Annotated in this window: 19 protein-coding genes; 7 read left to right on the top strand and 12 right to left on the bottom strand. The window is 40.6% G+C overall.

Going from position 1 to position 20322, the window contains the following annotated elements; translation table 11 throughout:
- Positions 1 to 50: 50 nt before the first annotated feature.
- Positions 51 to 617 (bottom strand): D-glycero-beta-D-manno-heptose 1,7-bisphosphate 7-phosphatase, encoded by a 567-nt coding sequence (gmhB, locus tag PSF11_RS18440; RefSeq protein WP_004916695.1) that lies wholly within the window; start codon positions 615 to 617, stop codon positions 51 to 53.
- Between the two features lie 170 nt (positions 618 to 787).
- On the opposite strand from gmhB, the gene metN reads away from it, so the two are divergent.
- From metN to proS, 6 genes are all read left to right on the top strand, one after another.
- On the top strand, positions 788 to 1819 hold the full coding sequence (metN, locus tag PSF11_RS18445) for a methionine ABC transporter ATP-binding protein MetN (protein WP_004916698.1): 1032 nt from the start codon (positions 788 to 790) through the stop codon (positions 1817 to 1819).
- Positions 1812 to 2465: a methionine ABC transporter permease MetI gene (gene metI / locus PSF11_RS18450; protein WP_004916702.1), complete on the top strand. Its 654-nt coding sequence runs from the start codon at positions 1812 to 1814 to the stop codon at positions 2463 to 2465. The genes metN and metI overlap by 8 nt, the downstream gene beginning before the upstream one ends.
- 62 nt (positions 2466 to 2527) lie before the next feature.
- Positions 2528 to 3349: a MetQ/NlpA family lipoprotein gene (locus PSF11_RS18455; RefSeq protein WP_004916705.1), complete on the top strand. Its 822-nt coding sequence runs from the start codon at positions 2528 to 2530 to the stop codon at positions 3347 to 3349.
- A gap of 141 nt (positions 3350 to 3490) precedes the next feature.
- Positions 3491 to 3895, top strand: coding sequence for an Rcs stress response system protein RcsF (gene rcsF / locus PSF11_RS18460; protein WP_004916709.1), 405 nt, complete (start codon positions 3491 to 3493; stop codon positions 3893 to 3895).
- A 7-nt stretch (positions 3896 to 3902) separates the two neighbouring features.
- Positions 3903 to 4625 carry a tRNA (N6-threonylcarbamoyladenosine(37)-N6)-methyltransferase TrmO gene (tsaA, locus tag PSF11_RS18465; RefSeq protein ID WP_060560934.1) on the top strand — a complete coding sequence of 241 codons (723 nt, stop codon included), beginning with the start codon at positions 3903 to 3905 and terminating at the stop codon, positions 4623 to 4625.
- A gap of 121 nt (positions 4626 to 4746) precedes the next feature.
- Positions 4747 to 6474, top strand: coding sequence for a proline--tRNA ligase (gene proS, locus PSF11_RS18470; RefSeq protein WP_004916715.1), 1728 nt, complete (start codon positions 4747 to 4749; stop codon positions 6472 to 6474).
- A gap of 40 nt (positions 6475 to 6514) precedes the next feature.
- On the opposite strand, the gene chbG is transcribed toward proS, so the two are convergent.
- The 7 genes from chbG to nlpE all read right to left on the bottom strand — a co-directional run bounded on the left by chbG (position 6515) and on the right by nlpE (position 12751).
- Positions 6515 to 7270: a chitin disaccharide deacetylase gene (chbG, locus tag PSF11_RS18475; RefSeq protein ID WP_072502894.1), complete on the bottom strand. Its 756-nt coding sequence runs from the start codon at positions 7268 to 7270 to the stop codon at positions 6515 to 6517.
- Positions 7267 to 8655 (bottom strand): 6-phospho-beta-glucosidase, encoded by a 1389-nt coding sequence (locus tag PSF11_RS18480; protein ID WP_072502893.1) that lies wholly within the window; start codon positions 8653 to 8655, stop codon positions 7267 to 7269. The genes chbG and PSF11_RS18480 overlap by 4 nt, the downstream gene beginning before the upstream one ends.
- A 55-nt stretch (positions 8656 to 8710) precedes the next feature.
- Complete coding sequence (gene chbR / locus PSF11_RS18485; protein ID WP_014657692.1) at positions 8711 to 9562, bottom strand: transcriptional regulator ChbR; 852 nt, start codon at positions 9560 to 9562, stop codon at positions 8711 to 8713.
- A 15-nt stretch (positions 9563 to 9577) separates the two neighbouring features.
- Positions 9578 to 9919, bottom strand: a complete 342-nt coding sequence (gene chbA / locus PSF11_RS18490; RefSeq protein WP_004916722.1) for a PTS N,N'-diacetylchitobiose transporter subunit IIA — start codon at positions 9917 to 9919, stop codon at positions 9578 to 9580.
- Positions 9920 to 9952: 33 nt separating this feature from the next.
- Positions 9953 to 11311 carry a PTS N,N'-diacetylchitobiose transporter subunit IIC gene (gene chbC, locus PSF11_RS18495; RefSeq protein ID WP_004916725.1) on the bottom strand — a complete coding sequence of 453 codons (1359 nt, stop codon included), beginning with the start codon at positions 11309 to 11311 and terminating at the stop codon, positions 9953 to 9955.
- A gap of 99 nt (positions 11312 to 11410) precedes the next feature.
- Positions 11411 to 11728, bottom strand: a complete 318-nt coding sequence (locus PSF11_RS18500) for a PTS sugar transporter subunit IIB (RefSeq protein WP_036944146.1) — start codon at positions 11726 to 11728, stop codon at positions 11411 to 11413.
- Positions 11729 to 12094: 366 nt separating this feature from the next.
- Positions 12095 to 12751, bottom strand: a complete 657-nt coding sequence (gene nlpE, locus PSF11_RS18505) for an envelope stress response activation lipoprotein NlpE (RefSeq protein WP_004916731.1) — start codon at positions 12749 to 12751, stop codon at positions 12095 to 12097.
- Positions 12752 to 13023: 272 nt separating this feature from the next.
- Here nlpE and rof point away from each other — a divergent pair, with 272 nt between their 5' ends.
- Positions 13024 to 13287: a Rho-binding antiterminator gene (gene rof, locus PSF11_RS18510; protein ID WP_004916733.1), complete on the top strand. Its 264-nt coding sequence runs from the start codon at positions 13024 to 13026 to the stop codon at positions 13285 to 13287.
- A gap of 71 nt (positions 13288 to 13358) precedes the next feature.
- Here the strand turns inward: rof and tilS are convergent, their stop codons facing one another.
- The 4 genes from tilS to dnaE all read right to left on the bottom strand — a co-directional run bounded on the left by tilS (position 13359) and on the right by dnaE (position 20315).
- Positions 13359 to 14711 (bottom strand): tRNA lysidine(34) synthetase TilS, encoded by a 1353-nt coding sequence (gene tilS, locus PSF11_RS18515; RefSeq protein ID WP_272682858.1) that lies wholly within the window; start codon positions 14709 to 14711, stop codon positions 13359 to 13361.
- Between the two features lie 19 nt (positions 14712 to 14730).
- Complete coding sequence (locus PSF11_RS18520) at positions 14731 to 15615, bottom strand: DMT family transporter (protein ID WP_072502892.1); 885 nt, start codon at positions 15613 to 15615, stop codon at positions 14731 to 14733.
- Between the two features lie 245 nt (positions 15616 to 15860).
- On the bottom strand, positions 15861 to 16820 hold the full coding sequence (accA, locus tag PSF11_RS18525) for an acetyl-CoA carboxylase carboxyl transferase subunit alpha (protein ID WP_004916741.1): 960 nt from the start codon (positions 16818 to 16820) through the stop codon (positions 15861 to 15863).
- Positions 16821 to 16832: 12 nt separating this feature from the next.
- A complete protein-coding gene (gene dnaE / locus PSF11_RS18530) occupies positions 16833 to 20315 on the bottom strand; it encodes a DNA polymerase III subunit alpha (protein WP_040132401.1) in 3483 nt (1160 codons plus the stop codon).
- Positions 20316 to 20322 lie beyond the last annotated feature (7 nt).

Genomic DNA, 20322 nt, shown 5'->3' on the forward strand with positions numbered 1-20322 from the left:
GTGTTTTTTGAAAAAAAAATTATCACTTGGTCAAATATCACTCACAAAGCCTATTTTTTGATACTTTTTACTACTTTTGGTAGCTCTGCGATACTTTCAATCACCATATCGGCATTCGCAATCGCTTCTTCTGATACCGCTTCACCACTTTTCACTAGAATAGTTGTACCCACTTTTGCTGCTTTCCCTGCTTGCATGTCTGCTAATTTATCTCCCACCATTATAGAAGATGCCATATCTATATTAAGAAATGATTGAGCATCTAGCAGCATGCCGGGTTTAGGTTTACGACAATCGCAATCTTGACGATACTCTTTATCTTTAGCTTCTGGGTGATGAGGGCAAAAATAGATGCCATCCAGATCAACACCGCGGTCGGCTAATGACCAATCCATCCATTCTGTCAGTTGCATAAAACTATCTTCAGAATAGATCCCTCTACCGATGCCTGATTGGTTCGTCACTACGACAAGCGCGTAACCCATTTTCTTTAACTCAGCCATGGCTTCAATGGCACCTTCAATAAATTGAAAGTCATCTATTTTGTGTACATAGCCGTGATCAATATTGATTGTACCGTCTCTATCTAAAAAGATTGCTGGTATGCCTTTACTCACCGATTTACTCCTCAAACTAAATGAGTTTTAAGTATCTCATGAAAAGAAAATAAATGAGAATAGAATAAATAAACCAAACCTTGTTGACTTAGACGTCTAGACGCCTTAACATCCAACCATATTAGATTTAGACATCTAAAAATTGATTCCTATATACTTAGAAGAAATAAATGATAAAGCTCTCAAATATTAATAAAGTTTTCCAGCAAGGAAGCCGTAACATTCAGGCACTTACAGATATTAGCCTGCATGTTCCTGCTGGACAGATCTATGGTGTTATCGGTGCTTCTGGCGCGGGTAAAAGTACGCTAATCCGTTGTGTAAATATGCTTGAACGCCCTACCTCTGGGCAAGTTATCGTTGACGGTCAAGATTTAACGGCTTTACCTGAAAAATCTTTGACGAGAGCACGTCGTGGTATTGGCATGATCTTTCAACATTTTAATTTGCTATCTTCTAGGAACGTATTTGATAACGTGGCACTGCCACTTGAGCTAGATAATACGCCTAAAGATAAAATTAAAGCGCGTGTTAGCGAATTACTGGATCTTGTTGGCCTAACAGAGAAAAAAGATGCTTATCCCGCGAATCTTTCGGGAGGGCAAAAGCAGCGTGTAGCAATCGCGCGTGCATTAGCCAACTCGCCAAAAGTTTTATTATGTGATGAAGCTACGAGTGCACTGGATCCTGCGACAACACGCTCCATCTTAGAGTTACTCAAAGATATAAACCGCCGTTTAGGGCTAACTATTCTCTTAATCACCCATGAAATGGATGTGGTGAAGAATATTTGTGACCAAGTCGCTGTCATTAGTGGCGGTCAGTTGATTGAACAAGATAAAGTGAGTGAAGTTTTCTCTCATCCTAAAACGCCTGTAGCACAAGAGTTTATTAAATCAACGTTGGTCATTGATATTCCTGATGACTATAAAGAACGACTCAAAAATGAACCAGCAGCAGATTTATCGCCTTTATTGAAGCTAGAATTCACAGGGCAATCTGTTGATGCACCACTAATTTCTATGGCTGTTCGTAAATTTGACATCGATATCAATATATTAAGTTCACAAATTGACTATGCCGGTGGCGTAAAATTTGGCGTCATGCTCGCTGAATTACATGGGGTTAATGGCGGTGTTGAAGCAACCATTGAATTTTTGAAAGAGCATCATGTCAAAGTAGAGGTTTTGGGTTATGTCTGATGGAATGATTTCACTGCTTATATCGGGAACGATTGATACTATTATTATGACTTTCGTTTCGGCGATCCTCGGTTTTATCATGGGCGTACCTACAGGGGTTCTACTCTATGTGACTCGCCGAGGGCAAGTCATGGAAAATACGGCTCTTTATGCGGTGATCTCGGCTATAGTGAACATTTTCCGTTCAATACCATTTATTATTCTATTAGTCTGGATAAGCCCATTTACCAAGTTTTTAGTCGGCTCAGCAATCGGCATTGAAGGTGCTATTGTTCCCCTTACTGTTGGTGCAATCCCTTTTATTGCTCGTATGGTTGAAAATACCTTATTAGAAGTACCAAGTGGTTTGATTGAAGCATCCAGAGCTATGGGCGCTACACCACTGCAAATTATTCAAAAGGTTCTATTACCTGAGTCTTTACCTGGGATCATCAACGCTGCAACGATCACCTTAATTATGCTGGTTGGGTATTCTGCAATGGGCGGTGCTGTCGGTTCAGGTGGCCTAGGCCAAATAGCAATGCAGTATGGTTATTACAGTTATAATCCATTAGTGATGAATACTGTACTTGTCCTGTTAGTCATCTTAGTTTTCGCCATTCAATTTACTGGTGAATACTTAATGAAAAAAGTGTCACATAAATAGTCCGTAAAATAGCAGCGCCGTTATTAAGGTGCTATAAAGAAAAGCATTTAAGGGGTATATCTATGTCTATTAAGTTGAAATCTATCGCAGTTGTCGGCGCGCTATTAGGATCATTAGTTCTAGTGGGTTGCGGCGAAAAAGAAAAAGATCCCAATAGCATCAAAGTCGGTGTTATTATGGGGAAAGAGCTAGAAGTTGCTGAAGTTGCACAAAAAGTAGCAAAAGAAAAATATGGTTTGAATGTCGAACTGGTTGCGTTTAATGACTTTGTTCTACCAAACGAAACCTTAAGCAAAGGTGATCTTGATGCCAACGCATTCCAACACAAACCGTATCTTGATCAGCAAATTAAAGATCGTAACTATAAATTAGTGCCTGTAGGTAATACATTTATCTACCCAATCGCGGCATACTCTAAACAAATTAAATCAGTTGATGAACTTGCCGATGGCTCACAAATTGCGTTGCCTAACGATCCAACTAACTTAGGTCGTTCACTACTTCTGCTAGAAAAACAAGGCTTAATTAAACTGAAAGAAGGTACTGGTTTAATGCCGACCGCTTTGGATGTGGTCGAAAACCCTAAGAACTTGAAATTTGTTGAATTAGAAGCACCACAATTGCCACGTGCATTGGATGATAAAAAAATTGCTCTGGCCATCATCAACACAACTTGGGCGAGCAGCGCAACGCCTAAACTGACGCCAGCAAAAGATGGTTTATTTGTAGAAGATAAAGATTCTCCCTATGTCAACATTATTGTGACTCGTGACGATAATAAAGATAATGAGAATGTGAAGAAGTTTGTTCAAGCATATCAATCAGATGAAGTTGCTAAGAAGGCAGATGAAGTCTTTGATGGTGGTGCAGTTAAAGGCTGGTAATCTTTTTTATTAGTAAAAAAGCGATTAATATACTAGGTGGTCAGTGCCACCTAGTATTTTTTGTATTATATAAAGACAACACATAGCAAATATCATTTTCCCAATACCTATAAGACTATAAGATTAAAAAAGGAAAAACTTATGAGATTGTTATTGCTCACCCTAGCAACTTTTGTTCTCGCTGGGTGTGGAATGAATCAATACATTCATCAGGGTCCAAATAAAGGCTTCACAAGTATGAAGCTTTCAAAACCAGTACCAAAAACAGACACCAAACCTAGCACGACAAATGTAAAACTCATGAACAGCCCTGAAGAGCTATTGGGAATGCCATTTAAAGATTTAGGTGTTGTTTCAGGTCAATCATGTCGTGAAAGCCTTCAAAGCCCACCAGCAAATCTGAATACTGCGAAGAAAAGTATGTTAACCAAAGCAGCGTATATCGCCGCCGATGCTGTTGTATTGCATCAATGCCAAACAATGGCTTCTCCTGGTTGCTACCAAGCAACGATTTGTGAAGGTAGTGCGATAAAAATTGTCGAATAAATACCTAATGAAATCGTTCGAATGTAATGTAATTGGGCATATTGAATCCCCCTATAAGGAAAAATTTGCCATCCCACGCCAACCTGGACTTGTTCCAGGTGGCTCGGGGCGATTGCATTTGCATCCTCCCTATAATGATCCTAATTCGATTAGAGGTTTAGACCAGTTCAGCCATATTTGGGTACTATTTGTTTTCCACCAAACCATGCAAGGGGGGTGGAAACCACTAGTGCGCCCTCCTCGGCTTGGTGGTAATGAGAAAATGGGCGTTTTCGCTACACGCTCAACCTTTAGACCAAACCCAATTGGCATGTCATTAATTGAATTAAAAGGAATAAGCCAAAATAATAATCAAATTATTTTGGAGTTAGGGAGTTTAGATTTAGTTGATGGCACTCCAGTCATTGATATCAAACCATACTTACCTTTTGCTGAAGCTATCCCTACAGCGCAGGCTGGTTTTGCTCAAGATGCCCCGGCGGATGATATGCAAGTGATTTTTCATCCCCAAGTTCAGCAAGATTTATTAAAATACCAAACAAGCTACCCTGGGATCGCGCAATTTATACAGCAAGTTCTCATGCAAGATCCACGTCCAGCCTACAAGAAACAGGCTATGACTGAAGAGCGTAACTATGCTGTGCATTTACTCGATTTTAATGTGCGTTGGAGAGTGCTCAATAATATAACAGAAGTGTTCGCCATCGAACCTTATGAAAAAATCGACTAACCCCTTTTGGTAAAGCACGGTCGCTGGTAGACTAGCTGTTTTATCATGCTGCTTTTGCAACCTAGATTAAGTTGGCAAGAACATTTTTGCCATCACCCGTTGTTCTAATGGAACCTATACAATGCGTACTAGCAAATATCTGCTCTCAACACTAAAAGAGACTCCTGCAGATGCCGAAGTGATCAGTCACCAATTGATGCTTCGTGCAGGAATGATCCGTAAACTTGCATCTGGCCTTTATGACTGGTTACCGACTGGTGTCCGTGTTCTGCGTAAAGTCGAAAACATTGTCCGTGAAGAAATGGAAAATGCGGGCTCAATTGAAGTGTCTTTGCCCGTTGTTCAACCCGCTGATTTGTGGCAAGAGAGTGGTCGCTGGGAGCAGTATGGTCCTGAATTACTGCGTTTCGCTGATCGTGGCGAGCGCCCTTTCGTTTTAGGTCCAACCCATGAAGAAGTCATTACTGATTTAGTGCGTAATGAAATTACTTCATACAAACAGCTACCACTGAATTTATTCCAAATTCAGACAAAATTCCGTGATGAAGTGCGCCCACGTTTCGGTATCATGCGCTCACGTGAATTTATTATGAAAGATGCTTACTCTTTCCATACATCGCAAGAATCATTGCAAGAAACCTATGATGCAATGTATGAAGCCTACAGCAAAATCTTTACTCGTATCGGTTTTGATTTCCGTGCTGTACAAGCTGACACAGGCTCAATTGGGGGCAGTGCTTCTCACGAATTCCAAGTGCTTGCGCAAAGCGGTGAAGACGATATCGTATTCTCTACAGGCTCTGATTTCGCAGCAAATATTGAGCTGGCTGAAGCCATCACTCCGCTAACACCACGTTCAGCGCCAACAGAAGAAATGCGCCTTGTCGATACACCAAACGCAAAAACTATTGCGGAGTTGGTGGAGCAATTCGGTTTGCCTATCGAAAAAACCGTTAAAACACTCATTGTTAGAGCTAAAAAAGAGTCTGGGCACACATTAGTTGCCTTATTAATTCGTGGCGATCATGAATTAAACGAAGTTAAAGCGGAAAAACACCCATGGATCTCTAGCCCATTAGAGTTTGCATCTGAAGAAGAAATCAAAGCGGCAGTTAAAGCAGCACCGGGCTCATTAGGCCCTGTCAATATGCCTCTGCCAATGGTGATTGACCGTAGTGTTGCCGTAATGAGTGACTTTAGTGCAGGTGCCAATATCGATGGCAAACACTACTTTGGTATCAACTGGGAACGTGATTTAGCACAACCTGAAACGTTCGATTTACGCAATGTTGTTGAAGGGGATCCAAGCCCAGACGGCAAAGGCACATTGCTGATTAAGCGTGGTATTGAAGTAGGGCATATCTTCCAACTGGGGACTAAGTATTCAGAAGCGATGAAAGCTTCAGTACAAAATGAAGAAGGTCATAATCAAATCGTAACCATGGGTTGCTATGGTATTGGTGTTACGCGTATTGTTGCGGCGGCAATTGAACAGAGCCACGATGAGCGTGGTATCATTTGGCCAGATGCGATTGCGCCATTCCATGTTGCGATCCTGCCGATGAATATGCACAAATCTTATCGAGTCAAAGAAGTCGCGGAAAAACTGTATGCTGACTTAAAAGCACAAGGTATTGACGTTATTTTTGATGACCGTAAAGAGCGCCCAGGCGTTATGTTTGCTGATATGGAGCTTATCGGTGTTCCATACACCATTGTTATTGGCGACCGTAACTTAGACAATAATCAAGTTGAGTATAAAGCTCGCCGTAATGATGAAAAAGCCCTTATCGGTCTTGATAATGTTGTCAGTTTCTTAAAAGAGAAGCTCGCAAATACTGTGCGCTAATCCTTCCTGCCCAACCTATTACCTGATAGGTTGGGCATATTTATGATAAATCTAAATACGAACCAAGTAAAAACCCCTTCTCAGCAATAGCCGCTTTTAAGTTTTTTGACGTTAAAACGTCTAACTCTTTTACTCGGGAATACACATAGCCGCTATTTAATAATTCATTATCAATAAATGCGGGATGGCACATTATTTCAAGTGAACGCTCCCCTCGTTGCTTTGCCTTATGGAGTATTTCTAAAAAAAGCGACTCTGATATGCTATTTGGCTCCCCATAAAAGTCAGCGGAAAACGCATCTGTTGTACGTACTTGAGTATTTTTTATTTTATTGTGGTAACCGACCCGTAATGCTATCCCTTTTTGATTGGCGAAATCGACCATTAAAGGATAAAGGGACGCCATCATATGTACATGATGATGGCTATCAATGTGGCTGGGGGGTTTACCAAAAATATCAATAAACTGATTATATTGGCAGTGTAGCTCTTGCACTATTTCGGCTATAGGAAGTTGATCTGATTTTTCCATCTCCCATATCCACTTCCCTAATATACCGTTACGCACAAGCGAAGGCATTGGCGAACACGGTTTCCCCATTGTAAGGACAAAATGCATTCCTACAGCCAATAATGGCTGCTCTGTGGCTAATTGTGCCGCATGTTGGATACTAGGCATATTTACCATAGCCGTAGTTGATGTCACAATACCATTTCGATGAGCCTCTAAGATCCCATAATTGACTGACTTACATAAGCCAAAATCATCTGCGTTCACAATAAGTAAACTCGTCATACTGCAATGCCATTAAGATGGGGTTTATTCGCACTCCCCTCTTCTTCAAGATATTTAATTACCTTAGAAAAATTCGGTAAATAATGTTTATGGGCTAAAAGAAGTGCTTTAGCCATATCCCGAGCATCATTGTCTGAATGAACTAAAGGATTTAAGTTCATTGCTAATAAAAGCTCATTAAAATCGCCACTCACTGCCGCTTGGCTCGCGGCTATTTCAAATTCTTTGATGCTATAAATTAAGCCGAGAACTTTTTCATCGAACTGAGTCACTCTTTCGTGCGGTGTAACGCCATTACGCCCTAATTTACAGGTCATTTCGACAACCCAATTTTCAGGGATATTACTAATATGGCCGTTATGGGGAATATTCACATAATGCTCGGTCTGCTTGTCATTATACAGTGCATTTATCACTTCACAGGCGGCATCTGAATAATAAGCTCCCCCCCGCAATTCAAGCTGTTTTGGTTTAATTTTTAATTCGGGATCTTGGTATAATTCAAAAAGCTCTTTTTCAATTTTTTGTACAACTTGCGCTCTGGTGCCTTCTTTATAGAATTCCGCCATTTCAATCGCGAGCATTTCTTTATACTTAAAATAGTACTGTAAGTATGAGCATGGAATTAATTTCAAGGCCTTCAATAACCCACTATCAAAGGGTAAACCTGTAATATTTTTTACCGAGCTTGCTTTATAAGCTTTCGAAATAATGCCATTAAGTACTTCATCAAAGCGAGACACGCCGTCGACAAAAATGTCTTTGATAAATACCATATGATTTAAACCAAAAAGCGTTATCGACAAATTATTTTTTTTTGTTAAACCGAGCACATCCGTAATAAACATTTTCAGGCCAATTGGAATATTACAAACGCCTATAAAACGTCTAAATTGCGTATGCCGGTATACTGCTTCGGTTATCATTCCTGCTGGATTGGTAAAATTAATCACCCAGGCTTGGGGGCAGAGAGCTTCAATATCTTTAAGGATCTCAAAAATTACCGGAATGGTACGTAACCCTTTAAATAAGCCTCCTACTCCATTCGTTTCTTGCCCTAAGTATCCATATTGTAATGGTATTACTTCATCTTTCTCTCTTGCTTTTAATAACCCGACACGTAGCTGTGTCGTCACAAAATCAGCATCCTTTAGTGCAGCTTTGCGGTCTAATGTTTTATAGAGTTTTAACGGTATATTGGCATTTTTTATCATGCGCAACCCTAGCTCATAAATGATATCGAGTTTTTCTTTTCCTTCTTCAATATCAACCAGCCAAAGTTCACTAATCGGTAGTTCATGATAACGTTTAATAAAACCATCTATTAATTCAGGAGTGTAACTGCTTCCACCACCAATAGTGACGACTTTTAATTTATGCACCATATTAACACCTACCTATTTATTAATAAACATTGGCTATCATTTTCACTGGATATCTTTAATAAAAATTTGACTGTAGGCTTTTTCTATATTCACTTGGTGTTAATGATGTCGCCTCTTTAAATTTTTTCACAAATAAACTAGGGCTACTGTAACCTGATTCAAATGCAATATCAGTGATTGAATAATTTGTAATTTCTAGCTGTTTTTTAGCAAAATTAATTCTAATTTCATTAATGATTTGCATTGGCGTTTTTCCGCAATAGCGCTTTGTGGCACGAGTTAAATACTCTTGTGACTTCCCTGTTATTGTCACCATATTTTCTAACGCATTTTCATTAAACATTGCAATTTCATGCATTTCTTCAATCGTGTTTTTTAGCCATTGTGGCGTATCATCATAGACTTTGCTTTCTCTATAATGACGTAGTCTATTGACCACATTAAAGGTTACTACCTCAATAAACTCATTAAATTCACTATCACGAAAGTTTAATGACGCAATCACTGATTCTATATAAGCCATAAATTCATTTTTTAATGGGTAGGCTTGAGAGGCAACAAAAAATGATGGTAATAAGGGTGAAAAATATTTTTCGAAGAATGACTTTCTTATACCAACATTTAAAATTCTTGTTGCTCCAAAGTCATAGAAACTTTCATGATGAGAGCCAATTGGCAGAAAAACAAAATTCCCTCGTTCAAGCAATACTTTTCTGCCATTAATTTTTTGATAATAACGCCCTGTTAGGACAATCGTATATTCATAATAATCATGCTGATGCAGCCCTGTTGCACTTTCTGTTTTATTATAAATAACAACATGGAAATCCTTGTCATTAAATATATCATTCTCATAGACCATTTTAATCTCTATATTTGAGTTATTAACATTTAGTGTCGGCTGCATCATCATCCCCTTTATTTAATTTATTTTTTTATGGACTTCGATTAACTCCGTGATCAATTCACGAGCAAGTATCGTATTCATTAAGTGATCTTGAGCATGAACAAGTATTAAACTCACTTTAATTTTGCCTTCCCCCATATCCGTCTCTATCATTTTTGTCTGCACTTTATGGGCTTCAGTTAAGGCTTCTTTTGAATCTTCCATTAGCTCCATCGCCTCAACAAACTTGCCTTCCTTGGCATAAGTTAACGCTTTATAAGCGAGGCTTCTCGCCCTACCAGAATTAATGATTAACCCCATCACTACTTCTTCCAGACTGTCAGCAGAGAGTGTTCCATTACTATCTATGTCAATCATAACTTCCCCATTTATTATTCATTTTTAATATATTTAAAACTTCAATGCATTTTTGATCTCTTCTTCACTTTCCGTATTATTTGCAATAGTTTGCGCCTTATTAGAAATAATAACGAAAGGTAAATAAACAAGAACAGAAATACCAAGATTAAACAGTGCTAAAAATAAAGCAGAAATATTACCATTTGTGTTAAAGAATGCGCCTAATCCTGTTGGCATAGTCCATGGACCTATATTCGTAATCGGCGGAATAATACCTACATAATAGGCAATCACCGTGATTGCGGCTAACAGAGGTTGAATAATGATAAATGGAATAAAAAGGATTGGGTTCATGATCACAGGGATCCCAAATATAATTGGTTCATTAATTTGAAATATCCCCGCTGGTAACCCTAATTTAGCGACCTGCCGATAATCTGCTCGCCGTGAGGCTATAAATATGGCAATAATTAATCCAAGCGTAGCGCCTGTTCCACCAAGGAAAACATAGGAGTCTAATAAAGGTTTTGCCCACAGATGAAATGTCTGACCCGCCTCAATCGCATCATTAACCGAACCATATTGATTATATAACGCGACATTTTCTAGCGCCCAAGGCGTCATAATCCCTGAGTCTAGTGCTGTAAGAGCCAAAGCTCCATGAATACCAAAGAACCATAATAGTGAGGTGAAAATCGTATACGCCCAACCGACAACCCCTCCCAGAGAAGCTAATGGGGTTGAGATCGTATCCATAATAAATTGATGGAAGTGAGTCGCTTGCCCTGCTAGCACCCATGCAATAATCCCTACCACTAATAGTATCAGGAAACCTGGCACTAATGCAGAAAAGGAGCGGCTAACTGCTGGCGGTACTGTATCCGGTAATGTAATTACCCAGTTACGGCGGACAATAAAGGTAAAAGCTTCAGCAATAACTAAGCCAATGATAATACCTGAAATAATATTTGCGCCACCTAGCCAATTCGCACCGATAGCATAGGCTCCATTCACATCAAATGGTGTAACAGCCACAAAGGCTGCTATCGCAATAATTCCTGCCGCTATAGAGTCCACTTTGCGTTCTTCAGCGAGAGCCATAGCAATAAAAAAAGGCGTCATTAAAGACATAATCCCTAATGTACCGTTATATACATTACCGCCGATGCCTTTAAACTTATTAATGAACTCTATTGTTTCTGGTGATAGACGAACACCTAATGAATAGAAAAACGACCCTTCATTAAAACTCAGAAAAACGTTATTAATCAAAACAAACATTGCCCCAATTAACACTAATGGCATTAATCTAATAAAACCATTTTTTATTGCATTGATATGAGGTTGATTACCCAATTTTAATGCGATCGGAAGCAATACTTTTTCAAGAGAAGAGAGCATATGATCCATAGAATATCCTTAGATACTTTAATCACATATCTTGTTTGTATGCATAAGACGACCATAGCAAATAGATAAATAACTGAAGTTGTAACAAACTATAATTGATTAACGTGATTTATTTTTTATTGATGCGACCGCTGCTTTTAAAACACCTAAGCCATCAACTTTTCCATATAAAACCGAATCAATAACTTCAACATTTTTAGTTGGCAGTAAACGCTGGATTTCGGAATGCTTCCAAGCAATTTGAGGACCAAGTAAAACGAGATCTGCATCATTCCCTTTTTGGAGGACAAGCGTTTCAGAAAAAGCTTCTATAATAACGGGAACCTCATACTTTTCAGCTTGTTGCCTCATTTTAGAGACAAGTAGTGAGGTTGACATCCCAGCGGAACAAAACAAGTAAATAAGCTTCTTTTCCACAGTAATCCTCTCAATCATATCGTTCACTTAAAATACCTACCTCTCGCATCAGATATTTTTACGTTTTTTTGTTATCTAAATTCAGCTTGCGTCATTCGCGAGTTGCTTTTAGTTGAAGACATTATACGTAATATCCCTTGTAATGAATATTTCAGGGTTATAGTGAATTGTTTCTGATTGACTAATCGTTATGACGTTCTTCACATTTCATATAAATATATTATTGATAAAAAATATCAATTAATCATATTTTTATTATTATAAATTAAGTAATAATTTAAATTTTCTATTTTTATCCACTTATCAAAAAAAATATCGGCTCAAATTGAGCCGATATTTATTATTTTAATAATAGATTAAATCTATTTATTTACATGCGCTCGATTTATCAAACATAATATCACCTGTTTGCACTAACGCAGGATCAAATTTACCGTCTTCCATTGATGGCCTTACCGTATAGTAACCTTCAATTTCAGCATAAACAGGCGTTCCACCTGTCACACCTGTTGCACTATAACCTTTCTCAAGCTCTATCCCTGTTGCAGTATAAGTACGGCCTGTTTTACATTCGGTAAATGTTGCTGCATCAGCAAAGTAGCGGTATTCACCTGTTTTTTTGCTTGGTGCGACTTGGGTTAGCGTATAATTCAGTTGTGATTGAATTTTGTTGCCTTCCTGATCAAGCAAGACCATTGATTTATCATCTGCCGATGGTGCAAAGTACGCGCGCTCACCATTTGCATTCGTCATGCGTAATTTATCGCCATCTTTTGCCCATGTGCCCGTTTCATAAAATGTTTGGTCACCATCGCGAGACCCTAAATATACTAATTGCTCTACGTATGTACCATCTTGGTTAACCAGTAGAGTGGCCTCAATTCCAGAACAATCCGCACACGGTAAAATGCCTGTATATGCTCTATCAATATAAGTTACGCTAGGTTGTTTAACGGCTGTTTGGCAACCCACTAATGTCATCACACCGGTCGCCATTAATGCTAAGAATAGTGACTTTTTCATTACCTTTATCTCCTAACAGTTCAATTCTTATATTTTTAGTCTATATCTAATCATAACATTTTATGCAGAGAAAAATGGCGAGATTATTATATTTCGGACTTTACTGATATTAGTTCATTTTTTACCACATACGTTAATCATGAATTTACGTTTTCATCTATTGCTGATTATTGTTATTAAAATTACTGTGCTATTATCCTATGAAGCACATGATGCTTGGTAAAAAATAGTCAAGGCGGCAATAACCGCCACTAACATAGTGGTGAGGGAATATGTCTACAGATACTGAATATCAACCTATCAATTGTGATGATTACGAATATCTTGAAATCGCGTGCCAACGCCAATTGAAACTGGAAATTAAACTTCATGGCGGCGAAATCATTGAGGGGAAGGCCAGCGACTTGCTCTTGCGTAAAAAAGTTGAGTACCTAATCTTAGAGACTCAAGATGGAACAAAAGAGCTTCGTTTGGATCATATCAACACCTTCAGTCATCCTGAGATCGGCACTATCGTTGTCGATTGCTCTCACTAAAGCTCATACTCCATTGAGCCCCTCTATGCCCCTTATGAATGGTCACTGTCATAAGGGGCTCTCTATTTTATTTACACCTCTATTTGATATTCATCGAACTTATCCCAATGGAAGGCAACCCCAATTTCCTCATCTGCAACGAGGCCTTCAGGAGTGATAAAGCACCCAATGGCGGTAATTAATTGTTCATCATAATAAACTAGTGGGGTTCTTTCTCGCATCCAAGGAGAGATACCAAGCTCTTGCCAGATTTTTTTGCTACTTCTTGAATGCGTCCTACCCACAATGTTCAATGTGCCTTGTAAGCCAAAACGAACGGTCACTTTTTCTGTTGGCAGAGGCGGGCGAATTTGCCCTTCATCGGCAATAACCTCAAGTCGCCCTAATCCTTCAGGCAAAATAAAAGGTTGGGGATAATCCCAGCAAAATTGTTGCCCTAATAACGGGTTGATACGACGTACAATCCATAATGCACCTTGGTATCGACGAATATCGACATGGCCTAACTGACAAATCGGCTCAGCATCCTGACGGGCTAGCGCCACTTCTTGCCAAATGCGTTGTAGTTGATGGTAAGGTGGCATTGGCAAGCGGTGTAGACCAACCCAACGCCTAAGTAGCGCGTTACGTTTCGCTGGGCTGCAATCATGCAAGTTATCAATAAATAGACCACCGCGATAATCCATCATTTCATCCAGCGCATCTTGTAATAGCTCATCAAGCAGCGATTCCTGTTCAGCACATAAGGATGCACTACGCGAAACTGCGGCGGCAAAATGAGGCCAACGCTCAGTTAAAGTCGGCATAATATGTAACCGAAGGAAATTGCGATCATAACGATCGTCTTGATTACTGTCATCTTCGACCCACGTTAACGGATATTCACGTGCATAATTTTCCAGATCGCCGCGAGATATTGCTAATAACGGACGTAGTAACCACGTTTTCCCTTTTTCTGCATAAAATGGTGACAATTCGGGCATTGACGAAAGCCCAGCAGGTCCACTGCCACGCTTTAATGCCAACATAAAGGTTTCTGCTTGGTCATCAAGGTGCTGAGCGGTGGCTATGATTTCCCCCTCTGCCAACTCGTTTCGGTAAGCCTGATAACGCGCCTCACGAGCAGCCGCTTCAATACCACGACTTGAAGGATCAACTGTAACATGCGTGCAGACAAAGGGAATATGCCACTGTTCACACAAGTGTTGGCAGTGAGCTTCCCAATCGTCGGCCCTAACGTTAAGCCCATGATGAATGTGAATAGCCCGGATCTCTAACGAAGGAAGCTGATATTTTTTGATTTGGTAAAGTGCATGCAGCAATACGGTTGAATCAACGCCCCCGCTAAATCCCACCAGTATTTTTCGAAAATGACCTATTTTGTTGAGCACCTGCTCTATAATTGCTTGCGGCTGTAGCGCCATGAATCTGCCCTTCTTTACGCTAATATGATTGCTTTCTCTTCTGACCAACACATAACACACCAGAAACGATAACTAGCAATACACCGATGATATAAGCGATTTCAAACGGATCACTTAAAATGACCACCAACCAAAGTACGGATAATACTGGGGATAAAAATACGATGGAGGCAATTTTTGCAGAATGTCCCGTATTCATCGCCTTAAACCATAAAATGTAAGATACACCGTTAATGAGTACCCCGTTGATTACCGTCGGCCAAAATGCAGCTTTGGAAGGCAATTGTAGTTCACTAAATGACAGTAGTAACACCAATGAAGTTAACGTTGAAAAGATAAATAACCAAACTGTACTAATATAAGGGTCAATCGAATATTGCCGTGAGAACACCGACATCAGTGCGAAACAAAATGCACCGCTAAATACGAATAACAGAGCCACCGGATCCTCAACCTGTAGTTGAGTAATATGCCCTTTGGTAAAAGTGATAATCACTGCAATAAACCCGATAATCACGCCCACAATCTGCCTGCCAGCTAGCTTATCTTTTAATAAAAAGACCGACAGCAAGATAATGATTAAAGGCCAACTATACTGGATCACTAATACTGCAATACCATTTTCAATGGCGTAACCGTAATAAAGAAGCAAATAAAATAAGCAATCTAAAAAGCCAAGCACAAAGACTTTAAGGAGGATATCACGAGGAAGAATAAACAATTTGGTTGGCTTATAACCCGCGAACAGTGCAACCAGTATTACTGACATCGCTGAAATAAGATTAGACCAAAATAAAAATTGAAAGCTATCTAAACCATTTTGCCCAAACCGAGAAACAATTGGGATAAAACTCCATATTAATACACACATCAAGGCGTAAATTAAGTAGTTATATTGCCTCATTCTTATCTCTTATTTATGTCAGTTTTTAATCGGAAAAGTGACATCAACTTTGGAACGACCGTCGCTGCCTATATTCATTATTTTAGCAAAAACAATAAAGTGCTTATGTGGTTAACTACCCTATCAAAGTTACCAATTAATCACCACCTTGACTAGATTTCACGACTCAAAGAGCGAGATGCACGAATAAAAAACGGGAGCTGGCTATCCCAAACTCCCGTTTTTACTTTGCTAATAGGTCTTAATTAGCAATAGCCATATTCCATTAAACGCTGGTAGCGACGATTTTTTAATGCTTCTTCATCTAGCTCAAGCAATTCGTCTAAATCTTCGACGATACGTGCTTTTAAAGACGCCGCAACTTCATCGTAACTGCGGTGTGCGCCACCTAACGGCTCAGTGACCACATTATCAATAAGTTTCAACTCTTTAAGACGAGATGCGGTGATCCCCATTGCTTCTGCCGCTAATGGCGCTTTATCAGCGCTTTTCCACAGAATAGATGCACAACCTTCTGGAGAGATAACGGAATAGGTGCTGTATTGCAGCATATTCACTTTATCACCTACGCCGATAGCCAGCGCGCCACCAGACCCACCTTCACCAATAACGGTACAGATAACTGGCACTGATAAGCGAGACATTTCACGCAAGTTACGTGCAATGGCTTCCGACTGACCACGCTCTTCCGCGCCAACACCTGGGTAAGCCCCCGGAGTATCAATAAAGGTAATAATAGGTAAGTTGAAACGATCGGCCATTTCCATCAAGCGTAATGCCTTACGATAGCCTTCTGGTGCTGGCATACCAAAGTTACGGCGAATTTTTTCTTTTGTCTCACGCCCTTTTTGATGGCCAATAACCATAACAGGACGACCGTCCAAACGTGCAATACCGCCAACAATAGCTTTATCATCGGCATAAGCACGATCACCAGCGAGTTCTTGGAAGTCAGTAAATATACGAGAAATATAATCTAATGTATAAGGACGGCGTGGATGACGAGCAAGTTTAGCAATTTGCCATGCACCCAGATCAGAGAAAATCTTACGCGTCAGTTCAACACTTTTTTCACGTAAACGAGCAACCTCGTCATCTAGGTTGACTTCTAAATTGTTGTCTTGACGGCTAACTGCAGTCAGCGAATCAATTTTCGCTTCCAATTCAGCAATTGGCTGTTCAAAATCAAGAAAATCCAGACTCATAATATTCCTATTTTAGTCAAATTCTAATTCTACCTGCTCATTACCCAGCAGAGTTCGCAGAGAATTCAGAAGGTCATCAACGGGTGTTACGCGCCAAACAACACCAAATTTAAGCTTTGCTCTGGCATCATCCTTCTGATAATACAAATGAACCGGAATCGTTCCTGAACGATGGGGTTCAAGAGTGCTGCGAAGTCGGTTCAGTAACTGATCATTAATTTGTTTGTCTGACAGTGAAATTGCAAGTCCTCGCGCATATTTTTCCCTTGCTTCACTAATATCCATTAACTCCCGCACTGTCATTTTATTACCACCGTTGAAATCATCAAAGCTGACCTGACCGGTGGCAATCAGGATACTGTCTTTTTCCAGCAAGTGCTGGTATTTATCTAGTGCATCTGAAAATAACATAATATCCAGACGACCGGAACGATCATCAAGCGTACAAATACCAATTCGATTGCCACGCTTGGTAGTAATAACTTTGGCTGAAAGTACTAAACCTACCACAGTTGTCACCTGACCACGAGGGGTAGGGTTCACATCTTTCAATCTCAGACCATTAGTATAACGTTCTATTTCATTTAAATAACGCGTTATCGGGTGCCCTGTCAAATAAAGACCCAGCGTTTCCCTTTCACCGTCCAAAACAACTTGATCTGGCCATTTTGGTACGCTCGCGTATGAGCTTTCCACTTGTTCAGGGGCTTCTGCAAGCACACCAAACATATCAGTTTGCCCTATAGCCTCTGCTTTGGCGTGCTGATCCGCCGCTTTCAGCGCATCTTCCAGTGAAGACATTAAGGCTGCGCGGTGAGGCCCTAAATGATCGAACGCCCCCGCCATGATCAGTTTTTCCATGACGCGACGGTTAATTTTTTTAAGATCAACACGCGCACAAAGATCAAAAATTTCCTTAAAGATGCCACCTTTTTGGCGAGCTTCTATAATCGCCTCAATTGGGCCTTCACCGACACCTTTAATCGCACCGATACCGTAAACAATTTCACCTTCATCGTTAACGTGAAAATGATATAGCCCACTATTAATATCAGGAGGTAATACTTTTAACCCCATTCGCCAACATTCATCGACGAGGCCGACGACTTTCTCGGTGTTATCCATATCCGCGGTCATAACAGCCGCCATAAATTCAGCCGGATAATGCGCTTTAAGCCATAATGTCTGGTATGAAACGAGCGCATAAGCGGCGGAGTGAGATTTGTTAAATCCGTAACCGGCAAATTTTTCTACCAAGTCAAAGATTTTCATCGATAGCTCACCATCGATACCGTTTTTGATGGCTCCTTCCTCAAAGACGGAACGCTGTTTTGCCATCTCCTCCGGTTTCTTTTTCCCCATCGCACGACGTAACATATCCGCGCCGCCGAGAGTATAACCAGCGAGTACCTGTGCAATCTGCATCACCTGTTCCTGGTATAAGATAATGCCATACGTCGGCTCTAGAACAGGTTTTAATGATTCATGTTGCCACTGCACATCAGGGTATGAAATCTCTTCACGCCCATGCTTACGGTCGATAAAGTTATCCACCATCCCTGATTGCAATGGACCAGGGCGAAACAGTGCCACCAATGCAATCATATCTTCAAAGCAGTCAGGACGCAGGCGCTTGATCAAATCCTTCATCCCTCGGGATTCAAGCTGGAATACCGCCGTTGTTTCTGAACGCTGCAACATGTCGAAACTTTTTTGATCATCCAATGGTATTGCCGCAATATCCACTGGCTCAAGGTTTTTCTTAGCCCGCCTTGCGTTGATCATCTCTAACGCCCAGTTAATGATCGTGAGCGTACGTAATCCCAAAAAGTCGAACTTCACCAATCCCGCATATTCAACGTCGTTTTTATCAAATTGGGTGACTGGGTTATTCCCTTCCGCATCGCAATACAGAGGGGCAAAATCGGTAATTTTGGTAGGCGCAATAACCACGCCCCCAGCATGTTTCCCGGCGTTACGTGTGACCCCTTCAAGTTTACGCGCCATATCGATGAGTGCTTTCACCTCTTCATCGGCTTCGTAAATTTCAGGCAGTTGCGGCTCGGCCTCAAATGCTTTCTCTAATGTCATTCCCGGATCAGGGGGAACCAGTTTCGAGATCCGATCGACAAAACCGTATGGGTGGCCTAATACACGGCCTACGTCGCGGATAACCGCCTTCGCCGCCATCGTACCGAACGTGATGATCTGTGAAACCGCATCTCGTCCATACATTTGAGCAACGTGATCAATCACTTGATCGCGTTTTTCCATACAGAAGTCAACGTCAAAGTCAGGCATAGAAACCCGTTCCGGGTTTAAGAAACGTTCAAAAAGGAGATCGAACTCTAACGGATCTAAGTCCGTAATTTTTAGAGCGTAGGCAACCAAAGAACCTGCACCGGAGCCACGACCAGGCCCTACTGGTACACCGTTATCTTTTGACCATTGAATAAACTCCATCACGATCAAGAAATAACCAGGGAACCCCATTTGGTTAATAACGTTTAGCTCGACTTCTAGCCGTTCATCATATTCAGGACGTCTTTCGGCTCTCACTTTCTCATCAGGAAAAAGGAACTTCAGGCGCTCCTCTAATCCCTCTTTTGACCGCATAACCAAAAAGTCTTCCGTTTTCATATCCCCTGTTGGGAATTGGGGAAGGAAGTACTCACCAAGACGAATGGTTACGTTACAACGCTTAGCAATCTCTACACTATTTTCAAGTGCTTCAGGGATGTCGGCAAACAGCTCACACATCTCTTCTTCAGATCGTAAATATTGCTGAGGGCTATATTTTTTAGGCCTTTTAGGATCAGATAAAGTAAAACCATCATGGATAGCGACACGTATTTCATGCGCATCAAAGTCGCTACTTTCAATAAAACGTACATCATTAGTCGCAACAACAGGTAAACCACGCTGCGTTGCAAGCTCTACCGCCGCATGTAAATAACTCTCTTCGTCAGGCCTTCCTGTACGAATGAGTTCTAAATAGTAGCAACCGGGAAAGTGGGTTTCGTAAAATGCCAAGCATTCATCAACGAGAGCTTGATTACCGCGCAATAAAAATTGCCCTACATCCCCTTGGCGGCCACCTGAAAGCAGTATCAAACCTTCTTTATGCTTAACAAGCCAATCGCGATGGATCGTTGGCCCTATCGCCCCATAGCCTTTTTGATAGGCTTCTGAGATCAACAGTGTCAGGTTTTGGTAGCCTTCGTTATTACGAGCTAGTACGGTTAAGTGAGCAATCTCATCACCCAATTGCTCGCTTTCAACAAAAAAGTCAGCACCAATAATAGGTTTAATACCAGCACCGTGCGCTGCCCCATAGAACTTCACCAAACCACATAAGTTAGTGAAATCAGTGATCGCAAATGCTGGCATGCCCATTGCTGCCACTTTTTTAACTAATGGACCGGTTTTTGCCAGACCATCAATCATTGAATAGTCGCTGTGAACGCGTAAGTGAATAAAACGAGGTTCAGCCATCTAATTT

The organism is Providencia sp. PROV119 (genome assembly GCF_028482435.1).
Lineage (GTDB): Bacteria > Pseudomonadota > Gammaproteobacteria > Enterobacterales > Enterobacteriaceae > Providencia > Providencia stuartii.